A 13983-nucleotide genomic window follows, 5' to 3' on the forward strand; every position below is an offset into this window, starting at 1 on the left:
TTTATCGATAACGAAGATAAAAGATTTATCTATCGGGACTTACGAAACTGTCATATAAAGTATGATGCGTCATACAATTTTAGATTAGCGATTTGAGATTTTATTAGATTTGCGATTTGAGCTGACTGATGACGTAAAGCCTTGAAGCTTGCTGAGAGTAGCATTTTTTTGGTAGTAGGATCAAATCTCAAATATCAAAAAAATCTAAAATCTAAAATCTAAAATAGTTAGATTCCCCATCACAAACCAAGAAAAGAGTAGAAATGCGAGCAATTTTGTGCGGCTATTACGGTAAAGGCAACGGCGGCGACGAGGCGCTGTTGGCATCGCTACTGCAAATGTTACCAGATGGGGTGACGCCGATCGTCCTGTCTGGCAATCCTGTCGAGACAAATCAGCGGTACGGCGTAGCTGCGCGCGATCGCATGAATGCGTTCCAAGTTCTCGAAGCACTCCGCACCTCCGACGCCCTAATCTGGGGCGGCGGTAGTTTAATCCAAGACGCTACTAGCATTGCGAGCCCTTTCTATTATGGGGGTTTGATGGGATTAGCGCAGCGGATGGGCTTAAAAACTGTTGCCTGGGCCCAGGGAATTGGGCCTTTGAAGCGCGAAATGACTCGCAAGTTATCTCAGCGCTGTTTTGCTGGATGCACCGCCGTCAGCGTGCGCGATAAAGGTTCAGCTACTTTACTTGCAGATTGGCAAATTCCCTTTACTTTAGCGCCCGATCCCGTGTGGGCTTTGGAGAATTCTCCCGTGTCGGGTTTGTGGGATTTACCTGCGCCCAGAGTTGCTGTTTGTTTGCGTTCTCATCCTACACTAACTCCCGCGCGTTTGTCAATCTTAACTCAAGCTTTAGTTGACTTTCAAAAAGCAACTCGCACCTTAATTTTGCTGCTGCCTTTTCAAGCGTCTCACGACTTAGAAATTGCGAAACATTTGCACGAAGCCCTGCCCAAAACGAGCCGCATCCTCAGTTTAGAAGACCCCAGAAAATTGAAAGGAGTGTTCCGGGGAGTCGAAATGGCGATCGGGATGCGCTACCACAGTTTAATTATGGCAGCATCCGAAGAATGCCGCTGTTTTGCCCTCAGCTACGATCCGAAAGTCAGCCAGTTAATGGAAGAGCTAGAAATGCCAGGATACTTATTATCAGAATTGCCAGACGATCCTTATTTAATTAGCAAAACCTGGATGGAACACTATGCTAACGGCGACGCCTTATCTCCAGACAGGATAAAATTTATAGTAGAGCGATCGCTCTTTCACCGCGAAGTATTGCGGGCCGCGCTCCAGCAGTCTTAGTAATAGCAGTCTCAATAAGAGGTAAAATACCGTGACAGTCAGTACAGTAGACTTAAAAATTACCTGGAAAAAATTGCCAGACGACTTCATTTTAGAGGAGCAACCTCTGCAAAATATAGACCAGCCCTTACTCGCTGCCGCCTTGCGGGAAATCTTAGAAATCGCAGGGCTAATTGTAACAGGAATATTAGTTGCCCCAAACATGGGAATTTGTGCAACAGTAGACAGCAAGCTAGTTATCAAAGCTCCAGATTGGTTTTATGCCCGCAACGTACAGCCGCTTTCTAGTCAAGAAATTCGTCGCAGTTACACTCCCAACTTAGAAGGGGAAGTCCCGGCGATTGTCATGGAATTTTTGTCAGCTACTCCCAACGAGGAATATTCAATAAAACCAACTTATCCCCCCGGCAAATGGTTTTTTTACGAGCAAGTATTGCGAGTGCCAATCTATGCACTTTTTGAACCGACCGCCGGAGTTATCGAAGTCTATCAGTTGAATTCGTCAGAAAAATATCAAGTACAGCAGCCGGATTCAAACAATCGTTATTGGATTGAAGGAATTGGATTATTTCTGGGTGTTTGGCAGGGAACAAAAGCCGAAAGAACCGGATATTGGTTGCGGTGGTGGGATGAGAGCGGAGAGATGTTATTGTGGGGAGCAGAAATGGTAGAAAGGGAACGGCAGCAAAGGGATCTCGCTCAACAGCAAGCCGAACAAGAACGAGAACGCTCGGAAAGATTAGCCGCGCAATTAAGAGCAGCAGGCATTGAACCAGAAGCCTAATGCAATAATGAGCAACTAAAAATTGCAGAGGGACATTTTTTAATTGCTCATTAACTAAAAAGTATTAGACAACATCGCAAAAATCAATATTTATCTGCGTAAATCTACCTTCATCTGCCCTCATCAGCGGTTAAAAATTACATTCAGGAGACAGCAAAATTGGCAAGAGTAAGAGTGCGGGAACACGTCAATCCCCTATCAATTAGATATCAAGCATCTGCAAGTCCCCCGGATTGGACTAAAATCTATGCCGACTTAAATTTACCGCTGCATTTAGATATCGGCTGCGGCAGAGGACGGTTTTTGTGGCACATGGCGCAAATCCAAACAGACTGGAATTTTCTAGGATTAGAAATTCGGGAACCTCTGGTAGAGGAGGCGAATCTGTGGCGGGACGAAAAGGGCTTGACAAATTTGCACTATTTGTTTTGCAATGCGAATAGTTCTCTCAAACCAATTTTAGAAACTTTACCCGCCGGTATTTTGCACCGAGTTAGCATTCAGTTTCCCGATCCGTGGTTCAAGAAAAAACACCACAAACGGCGGGTGGTGCAGCAGGAATTAGTCAACGAATTGGCAACTTATCTGGCAATTGGCGGCGAAGTCTTTATCCAGTCAGATATTGAGGAAGTAGAAACGGAAATGTGCGATCGCTTTTCATCTCACCCTAATTTTAAACGTCAAAATGGTGGCGAATGGCTAGCACAAAATCCCCTACCTGTTCCTACTGAAAGAGAAATTGCTACTCTGAAACGGGGCGAACCAGTTTATCGAGCAGTATATCAAAAATAATTCTCGCTTTTCCAAACTCACCTTGGTCATAAATGTTATAACTTACATCTTGCACCTTGGTTAGGAACAGGCAAGATGCCTGTTCCACAAAACTTAATTTTCTTGTGGAACGGGCATCTTGCACCTTGGTTAGGAACAGGCAAGATGCCTGTTCCACAAAACTTAATTTTTTTGTGGAACGGGCATCTTGCCCGTTAAGAGAAGAATTATTTCTAGCTTAAACCCAAGACGCCAGCCACATCCTAATTTTCCATTCCATTTGCGACAAAGGCAGTCCCAAATACATAGGCATCCAGAAAATAAAAGCACCCAAAATCAGAAAAATAATTGTTACCCCCATCCCTCGGAGTCGAGTTTGAGGGCTGTGCAGCCACCTGTCAACCCACCAAGCAAGTGCTAAGGCTGCAAACACAGAACAGCCCATATAATGGTACAAAAATATGCAGCGAGTCACCTTCACCCAAGGCAGCAAATTAGCGGCCCAATTAACTATTAAATATAACCCCAGCCACATTTCCGCAGTCGGCGGAAACAAAATCGGCCGCTGCTGTTCTATGGTGTCAACAGAAGCCTCGCTGCGCGTTTGCAGCCACACCAAAATCCGGTGAACTAAAACTCCTATTACTAGCAGTAAAGCTAAGGTTGACAGCCACCAAAGCAATGGATTTCCCATTGCGTGAACGTCAAAAATTGCCTGAGTTGCACCTTCAGGTAAAGGTGGCAAAACCGGATCTGGTTGGGCATTGCTGCTAGCAGTTTTGTAGAAGTAAACTATGGGGCGCAGCATCAAAGGCCAACTGTACCAAGTGGAACAATAAGGATGCACGTCATGCCCGCTTTTAATCCGCTGGTGATAAGTCAAAATCTCCGTTTGCATCTGCCAGAAATTGGGAGTTGGATTAAAGTACAGGTGAGGAATCCAAGAGATGCTGTAAACTAGAATAGGAATAATAGCTAGACTCAAGCAGAGTTCTATAAAATTGAGTTTAGTCAGTTTTTGTACTGGACTTTCGGCAGGAATTAGAGGTGAATCTACCTCGCGGCTTTGTTCTTCATTTCCTCTGTTACCCTGGATAAAACGAACTGCCCAAGCACAGATTAAAATTAGATAAGTACCGAAAAGAAACCACAATCCGTTCCATTTGATAGCCGCAGATGCGCCGAAACCTATTCCGGCGAGTACCAGCCAACGCCAGCGCTTTTTGCCTTCTGCTTCTACGGCTTTTAAAATAAATAACTGACCTAAAATTCCAAATAAAACCAGATAAATGTTGTTCAGCGCGTAGCGAGACTCAACTAAAAACAGACCGTCGCAGGCGGCAAAAAAAGCAGCAAGAAAAGCGTAACTGTGGCGCCGAACTAGCTGATAAGCTAGCGCTCCCACAACTAGGGGAATAAAGGAACCTGTGAGAGCATTCAGCCAGCGGTAATCCCAAGGGGAAAGCAGGGAACCTGCCATACTGTTGACGGCAGTTTTTCCGAAGGGAAGATGAGTGCCGATCCAAATGCCGATCGCAATTATGTACTGGCTCAGAGGCGGGTGAGCGTTGAAAAAGGGAGTTTTGGTGAGATAATTGTTGGCAAATTTAGCGTAGTAAACCTCGTCAAATACTAAGGTGTTAAATCGCTCCAGTTCCCAAAAGCGTAGGGTTAAGGATAGGAGGAACACAGCGAACATTCCTAAGCAAAAAACTAAAGTATATCTGTTGAATTGTTTTTTGTTGGTTTTCATAAAACAGCAGTAAATAGTAAATGCTAGATTTGAGGGCGATCGCTAATTTAAAAATACTGAGTTGAGAATACCGTAAAAATTACAATTATGACTTTTAACCTTCGCGGAGGCAAATCCGATGCGGGCGATCGCGCTTGGAGGGTGCGGCGCTACGTGCAGCGGCGCGAGGGCACAATATGCCCCCGATGTAACCGGCACGCAGTCTGGGAAAGCGCACCTGATAAGCTGCGATCGACTATGATAGCGGTTAACAAGGTCTGGTTTAAGGGATGTTTATGAATCTCAGGCTATGGGTTTGGGGGATAGCTGTAGGTGCGAGTATCCTGCTAGGAGTCCCGGCGGTAGCTGCACCGAGTGTTATAAAAATTAGCCAAGGGGTATCGCAGCAGGGAGGGGGAAACCCGGCGGCGGCTGCTGCTGAAAGAGCCTTGACAGAAGGGGTGCAAATGTTTCAGCAGGGGACGGCGGAATCTTTAAGAAAAGCGATCGCTAAGCTTGAAGAAGCATTAAAGCTGTATCGAGAAGCGGGCGACTCTTCAGCACAAGCTGTTAGTCTCCTGGTTCTTGGCAGAGTCTACGATGATTTGGGAGAAAAACAGAAATCCCTAGAGTATTACAGCCAGTCCCTTCCCCTGTTTCGGGCAGTAGGCGATCGCGGTGGGGAAGCTACTACCCTCAACAACATCGGCAAAGTCTACGATGAATTGGGAGAAAAACAGAAAGCGCTAGAGTATTACAGCCAGTCCCTTCCCCTGAGTCGGGCAATAGGCGATCGCACACAGGAAGCTCGCACCCTCACAAACATCGGCGCTGTCTACTCAGCATTGGGAGAAAAACAGAAATCTCTAGAGTATTACAGCCAGTCGCTTCCCCTGTTTCGAGCAGTAGGCGAGCGCGGTGGGGAAGCCACCACCCTCAACAATATCGGCAGTGTCTACTCAGATTTGGGAGAAAAACAGAAAGCGCTAGAGTATTACAGCCAGTCGCTTCCCCTGAGTCGGGAAATAGGCGATCGCAAACAGGAAGCTCGCACCCTCAACAACATCGGCAGTGTCTACTCAGATTTAGGAGAAAAACAGAAAGCGCTAGAGTATTACAGCCAGTCGCTTCCCCTGAGTCGGGAAATAGGCGATCGCAATGGAGAAGCCGTCACCCTCATCGGCATCGGCGCTGTCTACTCAGCATTGGGAGAAAAACAGAAAGCACTAGAGTATTACAGCCAGTCGCTTCCCCTGAGTCGGGCAATAGGCGATCGCACACAGGAAGCTCGCACCCTCATCAACATCGGCAGTGTCTACTCAGATTTGGGAGAAAAACAGAAATCCCTAGAGTATTACAACCAGTCCCTTCCCCTGTATCGAGCAGTAGGCGATCGCAGTGGGGAAGCTAGCACGCTCAACAATATCGGCTTAGTCTACTCTGATTTGGGAGAAAAACAGAAAGCGCTAGAGTATTTCAGTCAGTCCCTTCCCCTGAGTCGGGCAATAGGCGATCCACAGGAAGCTCGCACGCTCAACAATATCGGCTTAGTCTACTCTGATTTGGGAGAAAAACAGAAAGCAAGAGAGTATTACAACCAGTCGCTTCCCCTGTATCGAGCAGTAGGCGACCGCAATGGAGAAGCTACCACCCTCAACAATATCGGCTTAGTCTACTTAGATTTGGGAGAAAAACAAAAAGCGCTAGAGTATTACACTCAGTCGCTTCCCCTGTATCGAGCAGTAGGCGATCGCAGTGGAGAAGCTACCACCCTCAACAACATCGGCAGTGTCTACTCAGATTTGGAAGAAAAACAGAAAGCGCTAGAGTATTACAGCCAGTCGCTTCCCCTGTATCGGGCTGTGGGCGATCGCCGAGGGGAAGCTCGCACCCTCAACAACATCGGCAGTGTCTACTCAGATTTGGAAGAAAAACAGAAAGCGCTAGAGTATTACAGCCAGTCACTTCCCCTAAGTCGCGCAGTAGGCGATCGCAGTGGAGAAGCCAACAACCTCAGCAACATAGCTTATGCAAAACGTGAGCAAGGCAATCTCACGGAAGCCCTCACTAACATTGAAGCCTCCCTCAAAATTATTGAAAGCCTCCGCACCAAAATTGCCAGCCCTGAACTCCGCACCTCATACTTTGCCACCGTACAAAACTATTACCAGTTCTACATTGACCTGTTAATGCAACTGCACAAAACGCAACCCAGATCTGGTTATGATACCAAAGCCTTTGAAGCCAGCGAACGTTCCCGCGCCCGCAGTCTCCTCGAACTTCTGCAAGAAGCAAATGCCGATATTCGCCAAAATGTCGCCCCTGAATTATTGCAGCGAGAACGCAGTTTGCAACAGCAACTCGATGCCCTTGAAAAACGGCGCGTCGAAGTTCTCAATCGCCCCAAGTACACTCCCACCCAAGAAGCAGAATTAGAACAACAACGGCAAACTTTAATCGCACAATATCAGGACATTCAAACACAAATCCGCGCTACTAGCCCCCGGTACGCAGCCCTCACCCAACCGCAACCCCTAACCCTGGCACAAATTCAACAACAAATCCTCGATGAGAATACAATTTTACTCCAGTATTCTTTAGGAAAAGAGCGCAGCTATCTCTGGGCTGTCACCAAAACCAGCATCACCAGTTATGAATTACCAAAAGCTGCCGCAATCGAGACAACTGCCAGAAAATTCCGCAATGCTGTCACCGCTCCAACTTCCCGAAACAGCCCCAATCAAGTCGCCCAAGCCAACGATGCTATCAGTCAAATGATCTTACAGCCCGCAGCAGCACAACTAGCTCAAAAGCGCCTGCTGATTGTTGGCGATGGCGTTCTCAATTACCTCCCCTTTGCTGCCCTCTCGCTCCCTGGAAAATCCGGTGAAAATGGGAATCCGCCTTTAATAGTAGACCATGAAATCGTGCTGCTGCCTTCAGCTTCCACCTTGGGAATATTAAGACAAAACTACAGTGACAGACAACCTCCTACTCGGACTTTAGCGATTCTCGCCGATCCAGTTTTTAGCCCGGAAGATGAACGAGTCAAAAACCAGTCAACCGCAACTAATCTGCAAGCAATAGAATCAGTAAACCCCGGTTTAAGCCGCTCTGGTCGCGCCAATAACTTACAGTTGAGCCGTTTAAAATTCACTCGCCAAGAAGCTCAAATCATTCAAGCGTTAGTTCCTGCCAATTCTCGCACCGAATCTTTGGATTTTGAAGCCAGCCGCGCCGTCGCAACCAGCCCGAATTTAAGCCAATATAAAATCGTTCATTTTGCCACTCACGGTTTAGCGAATAGCGCTCATCCCGAACTGTCAGGAATCATCTTGTCGCTAGTAGATGAAAAGGGAAATCCCTTAAACGGATTCCTGCGACTTACTGATATTTTCCATCTCAAATTAGCAGCAAATTTAGTAGTTTTAAGTGCCTGCCAAACCGGAATGGGGCAGATAGTTCAAGGCGAGGGCATGGTAGGATTAACACGGGGATTTATGTATGCAGGGGCTCAGCGAGTGGTGGTGAGTTTGTGGAGTGTGGACGATGAAGGAACGGCTAAGTTAATGTCGAGTTTCTATCAGGGAATGCTGCAAAAAGGGTTAACGCCAGCAGCAGCATTGAGGGCGGCACAACTGGAAATGTGGAAGCAGGAAGAGTGGAAGTCTCCCTATTATTGGGCGGCTTTTACGCTTCAGGGGGAATGGCGATAAATTTTATGAAAAAAACCAGCATTAATTCCAATTCCGGGCGAGTGTAAGTCTGGGGAGAACTTTTTGCGGTGAATCTGGATACCAAAAAAAAGCGGCTCCGCTTGTCGCAGAACCGCCGTCACAGAGGATGAAAAATCAAAACTTAACGCACAGCGCCCTGTACTGAAGGTGATTCAATTGTTTTCATGAAGTACAGCTTCACTAACTGCCAGCCGTTCGACAAATACAAAGGCAATTTTTGGAAGAACTGCAAGAATTTCGGAGTATTAGAAGCAACAATTGCGGTCAACTTCTGATTGTTCTTGAGGCAAACATCCAGCCGTTCATAAAACTCTGGGTTGTTCACGTCCAGCATCACGGGGAATACGCGACCTGCTGTTTCGTTGGTCTTTTTAATCACTTCAATGTCGTATTCGCGAGCATCGAGTCCGAGCGATCGATAAAAACCGGCGCGCTGGATATCATTGAGATACATTGTCGCGAACACTGACAGCAAGAAGAAACGGCACCAAAGCTTAGCGCGCCAATCGTTCAACATCTGAGGCTGAGCTCTCATCACCGCATCAAAGAAATCTCCGTGGCGGTTTTCATCTTGGCACCAATTTTCAAAGAATCGGAAAATCGGATAAATCTGGTCTTCAGGATGCGCTTTTAAGTGCTGATAAATCGTGATGTAGCGCCAATAACCGATCTTTTCAGACAAGTAAGTCGCGTAGAAAATAAACTTCGGCTTAAAGAATGTGTAACTGCGGCTCTTTGTCAAGAAACCCAAATCCAGGGACAAATTAAAGTCCGAGAGGGCTTTGTTGAGGAATCCGGCGTGCCGCGCTTCGTCGCGGGACATCAGCAAGAAACCTTCGGCCAGCAGTGGATTTTTGTCCTTGAGCTTGCGTGCCAACTCTTTGTAAAGCAAGAAGCCAGAAAACTCAGCGGTGCAAGAGCGTTCCAGGAATTCAATGAACAACTGGCGCTTTTCGCCGTCGATGTGTTCCCAAGATTGCTCGAACTCGGCATCACGCACGAAGTGGTTGCGGTTGTAGTCAACGCGGAACTCTTCAATAATTGCTTTTAGTTCGGCTTCATTTACCGAGATGTCCATTTTGGCCATCTCGTCAAAGTCTGTTGTGTAAAATCTCGGCGTGAGAATAGTTTCTTTGGCTGGGGCTTTCACTCCCGGCCGCAGTTCTTCAAAAGTGGGTTTTTTGAGGGAATCTACCATATTTTTATTGGATTTCTGCTTATAACTACTCGCTTGTTTCCATTGTCGGGTACTGCGGGCGATCGCGCTCGTGTATGTCCGGCCAGCGCTGGCGGCGCGCTTGCTTTGGCGCTCGGTTTGGCGCTCCCTGTGGAATCCAGGTCTAAGCTGCTGTAATTTCCACGCCCTCCAGTTTACCAAGCTCTCGCCCGCGCAAATATGTTGCTGGCGTTAAGAATTGCTACGCAAAATTACTCATGGGCTTCCAGACAGAAGGTATTGGGAAACCAAATTCTGCCTTTTGTCAGTTTATTAGGTTACCACACAAATAAATTCCCATGTCAAGCTGTTTAAACACCGCATAGAAAGTACAAAATGTATAGAGGGACTCCAATTCTAGAATAATCAGGCAGGACGGTCAGAAAATGAGCAATTTAGGTGTTAGTTACCTTTTATGGGCAGCTTGTTTTTTCGGCCCCTTCGGACTCCACCGCCTCTACAACGGCAAAATTGGTACGGGTTTGCTGTGGCTGTTTACCTTTGGTTTGTTTGGGTTTGGGCAATTGTTTGACTTGCTGCTGCTGCCGAACATGGTGGACGAACACCATGCCAGTCTCAGGGGCAAACTCGGCGTATCTCGCGAAGGTATACCGCTATATCCCAGCAGCGGGGCGATCGCCGCGACATACCCCAAGCCAACTCCAGACCAGTTAGGGGTTAAACTCCTGAAGGCAGCTTATACCAAGAACGGAAGATTATCTGTCACCCAAGGGGTGATGGCAACCGGCGCTACTTTTGCCGAAGTGGAAGAGGCTTTCACGGCAATGCTCAAAACCGGTTATGTGAGTATCGAGAACGATGCCGTAACTGGCGTCGTGATCTACCACTTTCACGAACTTTAGCTGCTGCGGGTGCGTTACCTAGGGGATTTTGTCTATTTTTCCAGAAGCTAATCGCTGACGCACCCTACTACTGGATATTGCTTACCGAGCAGTTGTTGCGGTTTTTCGAGTAAGCATTGCCGACAAAATCGGCTAGAATGTTTGTTTGTCTCTATAAGCAAGCAGAAAGTATTTAGCGTCATGGCAGTCCCTAAGAAGAAAACCTCCAAATCCAAGAAGAATATGCGTAAGGCCACATGGAAGCGCAAAGCTGTAGTGGCAGCTCAGAAAGCTCTGTCTATGGGCAAATCAGTTCTGACTGGGCGTTCCAACAGCTTCGTGTATCCCGGCAATGAAGAAGAGGAGGAAGAATAGAAACGGAATACCGGGCATGGGGCGAACCCGATGCCCGATCGATCAATCCTTTTTTGCTGTTGGTAAAATCAGCATGGCATCGCCAAAGGAATAAAAGCGGTACTGTTGCTCGATCGCTTCTCGGTACAAATCCAACAGCCGAGGCCTTCCAATCATCGCACTTATCATCATCATCAAAGTAGAGCGGGGCAAGTGAAAATTGGTAATCATCCCCTCTACAACCCGCCACTTGTAGCCCGGGTAGATAAACAAATTGGTCGGGCCGCAAAAAGGTTGCAAGGAAAAATCGCCACTGGCGGCGGCCGCTCCCTCTAAAGCTCGCACTGCTGTGGTACCCACGGCAACGATCCGCCCGCCTCTGGCTTGAGTTTCCCGGATTTTCTCAACGGTGACGGGGGGTACTTCCACCCATTCCCCGTGCATTTTGTGAGCCGTCACGTCTGCCACCTCCACGGGGCGAAACGTCCCTACTCCGACGTGTAAGGTGACAAAAGTTTTTTCTATTCCCCGCTGTTCCAAGCGGCTGAACAATTCTTCGGTGAAGTGCAGGCCTGCTGTGGGGGCAGCCACCGCCCCAAGCCTCTCGGCATAAACAGTCTGGTACTGTTCCGCTGAAGCTTGGGAATTTTCGATGTAGGGCGGCAGGGGTATGTGACCGTATTCGTCCAAAAACTTCGCCAGATTCTCATCTGTGGGGATGTCAAACTCTAACAGCCGTCCCCCTGTTGCGTCGTCCCTCTCTATAACTGTTGCAGTCAATCGACGACGATGCGGCATCGTGGCATCGGGAAGGCAACAGCAAGAAGCTGTGGTCGAGTCCTCACAGGCACGGGCGATGGGCTCAAACTCAATTTTTGCTCCCAACTTTAAGCGTTTCCCCGGTTTAACCAAAGCCAGCCAACAGTTGTGCTGCCGTTCTTCCATCAACAATATCTCCACAGCCGGGCCGTTGGGTTTGTGCCCGTAGAGCCTCGCTGGCAGCACGCGGGTGTTGTTCAGTACCAGCAAGTCGCCTGGTTGCAGTAAATCGGGTAAATCCCTAAAAATCCGGTGTTGGTGGCTGCTGGGAGAATCTACAGCCAGCAAGCGAGAACTGTCCCTCGGCACTACGGGATTTTGGGCAATGCGTGAGGGCGGAAGTTCGTAGTCGTAGCCGTCCAAAGACCAGTCCATCTCTGTCATCAAGTGAATTCCTGTGCGATCGATCTGTCAACTGGGTAACAAATTGGGTAAAAACCCCCATCCAAAGTCGGGTGCTTTTCCCCTTGTGGTCGCGGGTATAGCCCGCGAGGATAGAGGTGTAGCATCAGCTTTGCTCATAAGGATCGTTATGGAATACCTCTACTACATCGCCAATACTAGCCTTACTCTGAGAGTCGTGGATTACCTACGCACGGCTCATCATCTTCCTTTGCAATTTATCACTGTTATTCACCAAATTGACGGCTGGGTGGTAAAGGTGAAAATGAGCCAATATTTAACTCCAGAAATGCACGGGGATTTTCGGGCTTTTATGAACGAACTCGGGATTCCTTACGATCCTGAAATTCGCTTGCAAATGGCGCTTTGGAGCTTGGAAACCGGACAGTCGCCGCTTAGCGTGATGCGCCGCTACCAGGTGGCAGTGGTTTGTCACGGCAGCCCTGACCGCAAAGAAATTGAAGCGTTTCGCCAGCAGTTTGTCAAGGGTCTGGGATATTGCCCGGAAACTCTGGCCTAGATTGCTACGCATATAAATTAACTTTGACACTCTCCGGGAATCAACGCCACGGAGATTCTTAAGACCACAACTTTAGTCTTAAAGGCGCTGACAAGTCGCCTCTACTGATTCCGCTTAGATCAAGTCCAAGCATCATCGCTACTTTTCTGCCAATATTCGCAGCGCCGTTGCAATCTGCATTGATTAACCAGCCTTGAGCCGTCCGGTACAGACCACGCTTAACCCGCTTGCCGCTTGCATTCCACCCTTCAGGTTTTTCGCCGAATGTAGGTAGAAAATCATTATCGACAAACGAAGCTTTAGAAGAATATGATTCTTCAGTCTCAACAAATTTAATTCCGTACTGCTCACATAACTGAGCGATTCGGTCTTTTAGCCTGCCTGTGGGAATTTGCACAAACTTTTGGTTAGTCTTTTTCCCCATATTGGCAGAGTCTTTCTGTCCCTTGTTCCAACCAAAAACAACTGTACCGATTTGGTTGTTTAAGCAGTGCTGAATTACTTTTCTTGCAGCTTTGTTAACGGCATCTCGCATTTGGCGATTACGTTTTTCAGTCAAGCTTGCAAGCCGTTTAGACCAGTAGCCGTTAGCTTTCCCTGACCTTAGAGAAGCAACCCGTTTATTGTATCCCTGATTGATGGATTTAAGGTGCTTGCCATCAACAATAAAGCTAGTGCCTGTATTACTTATGCAGGTTAGCCAGTTATCTATTCCGTGGTCAACAGACAGGCACTTAGCCGGGTCTACATTTGCTTGGACATCCTCTGTTTTGTAAACCAATTCCAAGTAGAAGCAGCCGTTACGAGGAAGAATTCGATACTCTCTAATTGCCTTAAAATCCAGATTCGAGGGCATTGGCAGGAAAAAAGAATCTAAACCAAACCACGCTTTTACTTTGCTTCCAAGTGGGAATCGAAGCATTCCCTCTTTGAGCTTTACCGACCGTCCTGTGAATGTCACAAGTGCCATTCCGCTTTGACGGTATCCTGGTAGTTTGGGACGTTGCGTAACCATCCCATTCTTAATACCTTTGAGTAGCCCCAAGAAAGATTTAAAAGACTCTGCTACCCCCGTTAGGATTTGCTGAGCTGTATCCGAATAGAACGCTTTGTAGTGTAGATTCTGATTCTCGGTTCCCAAAACCTTGTGTAACTCTGCACGGTTCGGAATTCTGCCAGTTTGGAAATATAACTGACGAGAATAATAAATGCCGCAATTAGATAGCTTTGCCGACTCAGAGCAAAGATATTCAAGAACTGCTTGAGTATCTTTATCCGACTTGATTAAAATTTGTTGGCATCCAAACATTGTTTCATCCTCCTATAATATTGTACAGAAAAACGCCGGATAATCAATGAAAAAACGTCTAGATTTTCGGGTCGAGGAATCTGAGTTTGAGATTCTTGAGCAACACTGCAAGATTGGAGTTTAGACTAAGCAGGTCAAAAAGTGCGCTCGCTGTTAGACTAGCGAACAGTTATCAAGAACGGCAATGGTC

12 protein-coding genes are annotated in these 13983 nt (G+C 47.3%); 8 read left to right on the top strand and 4 right to left on the bottom strand.

What is annotated here, in order from left to right; translation table 11 throughout:
• The first annotated feature begins 263 nt into the window (after positions 1–263).
• The 3 genes from csaB to trmB all read left to right on the top strand — a co-directional run bounded on the left by csaB (position 264) and on the right by trmB (position 2883).
• Positions 264–1307, top strand: a complete 1044-nt coding sequence (gene csaB / locus QUA62_RS11635) for a polysaccharide pyruvyl transferase CsaB (RefSeq protein WP_333404104.1) — start codon at positions 264–266, stop codon at positions 1305–1307.
• A 31-nt stretch (positions 1308–1338) separates the two neighbouring features.
• Entirely contained in the window at positions 1339–2091 is a 753-nt protein-coding gene (locus QUA62_RS11640; protein WP_333404106.1) for a Uma2 family endonuclease, read from the top strand.
• A 159-nt stretch (positions 2092–2250) separates the two neighbouring features.
• Positions 2251–2883, top strand: a complete 633-nt coding sequence (trmB, locus tag QUA62_RS11645; protein WP_333404108.1) for a tRNA (guanosine(46)-N7)-methyltransferase TrmB — start codon at positions 2251–2253, stop codon at positions 2881–2883.
• 217 nt (positions 2884–3100) lie between these two features.
• Here trmB and QUA62_RS11650 read toward each other — a convergent pair whose 3' ends face one another.
• Positions 3101–4615, bottom strand: coding sequence for a phospholipid carrier-dependent glycosyltransferase (locus QUA62_RS11650; RefSeq protein ID WP_333404110.1), 1515 nt, complete (start codon positions 4613–4615; stop codon positions 3101–3103).
• Positions 4616–4702: 87 nt separating this feature from the next.
• On the opposite strand from QUA62_RS11650, the gene QUA62_RS11655 reads away from it, so the two are divergent.
• Positions 4703–4894, top strand: coding sequence for a hypothetical protein (locus QUA62_RS11655; protein ID WP_333404112.1), 192 nt, complete (start codon positions 4703–4705; stop codon positions 4892–4894).
• On the top strand, positions 4891–8310 hold the full coding sequence (locus QUA62_RS11660; protein ID WP_333404113.1) for a tetratricopeptide repeat protein: 3420 nt from the start codon (positions 4891–4893) through the stop codon (positions 8308–8310). Before QUA62_RS11655 ends, QUA62_RS11660 begins: the two co-directional genes overlap by 4 nt.
• A 142-nt stretch (positions 8311–8452) precedes the next feature.
• Here QUA62_RS11660 and acsF read toward each other — a convergent pair whose 3' ends face one another.
• Positions 8453–9529: a magnesium-protoporphyrin IX monomethyl ester (oxidative) cyclase gene (acsF, locus tag QUA62_RS11665; RefSeq protein ID WP_006632403.1), complete on the bottom strand. Its 1077-nt coding sequence runs from the start codon at positions 9527–9529 to the stop codon at positions 8453–8455.
• A 404-nt stretch (positions 9530–9933) separates the two neighbouring features.
• Between acsF and QUA62_RS11670 the strand changes: the two genes are divergently transcribed.
• Both QUA62_RS11670 and rpmF read left to right on the top strand, forming a co-directional pair.
• Positions 9934–10410, top strand: coding sequence for a TM2 domain-containing protein (locus tag QUA62_RS11670; RefSeq protein WP_190656634.1), 477 nt, complete (start codon positions 9934–9936; stop codon positions 10408–10410).
• 180 nt (positions 10411–10590) lie between these two features.
• The gene (rpmF, locus tag QUA62_RS11675) at positions 10591–10764 is read left to right on the top strand and encodes a 50S ribosomal protein L32 (protein ID WP_190656636.1); all 174 of its coding nucleotides are present in this window, start codon (positions 10591–10593) and stop codon (positions 10762–10764) included.
• Positions 10765–10806: 42 nt separating this feature from the next.
• Here rpmF and queA read toward each other — a convergent pair whose 3' ends face one another.
• Positions 10807–11946, bottom strand: coding sequence for a tRNA preQ1(34) S-adenosylmethionine ribosyltransferase-isomerase QueA (gene queA / locus QUA62_RS11680; RefSeq protein ID WP_333404115.1), 1140 nt, complete (start codon positions 11944–11946; stop codon positions 10807–10809).
• A 148-nt stretch (positions 11947–12094) separates the two neighbouring features.
• Here queA and QUA62_RS11685 point away from each other — a divergent pair, with 148 nt between their 5' ends.
• Complete coding sequence (locus QUA62_RS11685; RefSeq protein WP_006632408.1) at positions 12095–12484, top strand: hypothetical protein; 390 nt, start codon at positions 12095–12097, stop codon at positions 12482–12484.
• A 58-nt stretch (positions 12485–12542) separates the two neighbouring features.
• On the opposite strand, the gene QUA62_RS11690 is transcribed toward QUA62_RS11685, so the two are convergent.
• Positions 12543–13793: a transposase gene (locus tag QUA62_RS11690; protein WP_333404117.1), complete on the bottom strand. Its 1251-nt coding sequence runs from the start codon at positions 13791–13793 to the stop codon at positions 12543–12545.
• Between the last annotated feature and the right edge of the window lie 190 nt (positions 13794–13983).

Origin of the sequence: Microcoleus sp. MON1_C1 (assembly GCF_036701945.1) — a bacterium.
In the GTDB taxonomy this organism is placed as follows: Bacteria; Cyanobacteriota; Cyanobacteriia; order Cyanobacteriales; family Microcoleaceae; genus Microcoleus.

What these genes read in the sequence shown, in the direction of transcription:
- csaB (WP_333404104.1), top strand. Translation starts at nt 264, where the DNA reads ATGCGAGCAATTTTGTGCGGCTATTACGGTAAAGGCAACGGCGGCGAC.
- QUA62_RS11650 (WP_333404110.1), bottom strand. Translation starts at nt 4,615, where the DNA reads ATGAAAACCAACAAAAAACAATTCAACAGATATACTTTAGTTTTTTGC.
- QUA62_RS11655 (WP_333404112.1), top strand. Translation starts at nt 4,703, where the DNA reads ATGACTTTTAACCTTCGCGGAGGCAAATCCGATGCGGGCGATCGCGCT.
- QUA62_RS11660 (WP_333404113.1), top strand. Translation starts at nt 4,891, where the DNA reads ATGAATCTCAGGCTATGGGTTTGGGGGATAGCTGTAGGTGCGAGTATC.
- acsF (WP_006632403.1), bottom strand. Translation starts at nt 9,529, where the DNA reads ATGGTAGATTCCCTCAAAAAACCCACTTTTGAAGAACTGCGGCCGGGA.
- QUA62_RS11670 (WP_190656634.1), top strand. Translation starts at nt 9,934, where the DNA reads ATGAGCAATTTAGGTGTTAGTTACCTTTTATGGGCAGCTTGTTTTTTC.
- rpmF (WP_190656636.1), top strand. Translation starts at nt 10,591, where the DNA reads ATGGCAGTCCCTAAGAAGAAAACCTCCAAATCCAAGAAGAATATGCGT.
- queA (WP_333404115.1), bottom strand. Translation starts at nt 11,946, where the DNA reads ATGACAGAGATGGACTGGTCTTTGGACGGCTACGACTACGAACTTCCG.
- QUA62_RS11685 (WP_006632408.1), top strand. Translation starts at nt 12,095, where the DNA reads ATGGAATACCTCTACTACATCGCCAATACTAGCCTTACTCTGAGAGTC.
- QUA62_RS11690 (WP_333404117.1), bottom strand. Translation starts at nt 13,793, where the DNA reads ATGTTTGGATGCCAACAAATTTTAATCAAGTCGGATAAAGATACTCAA.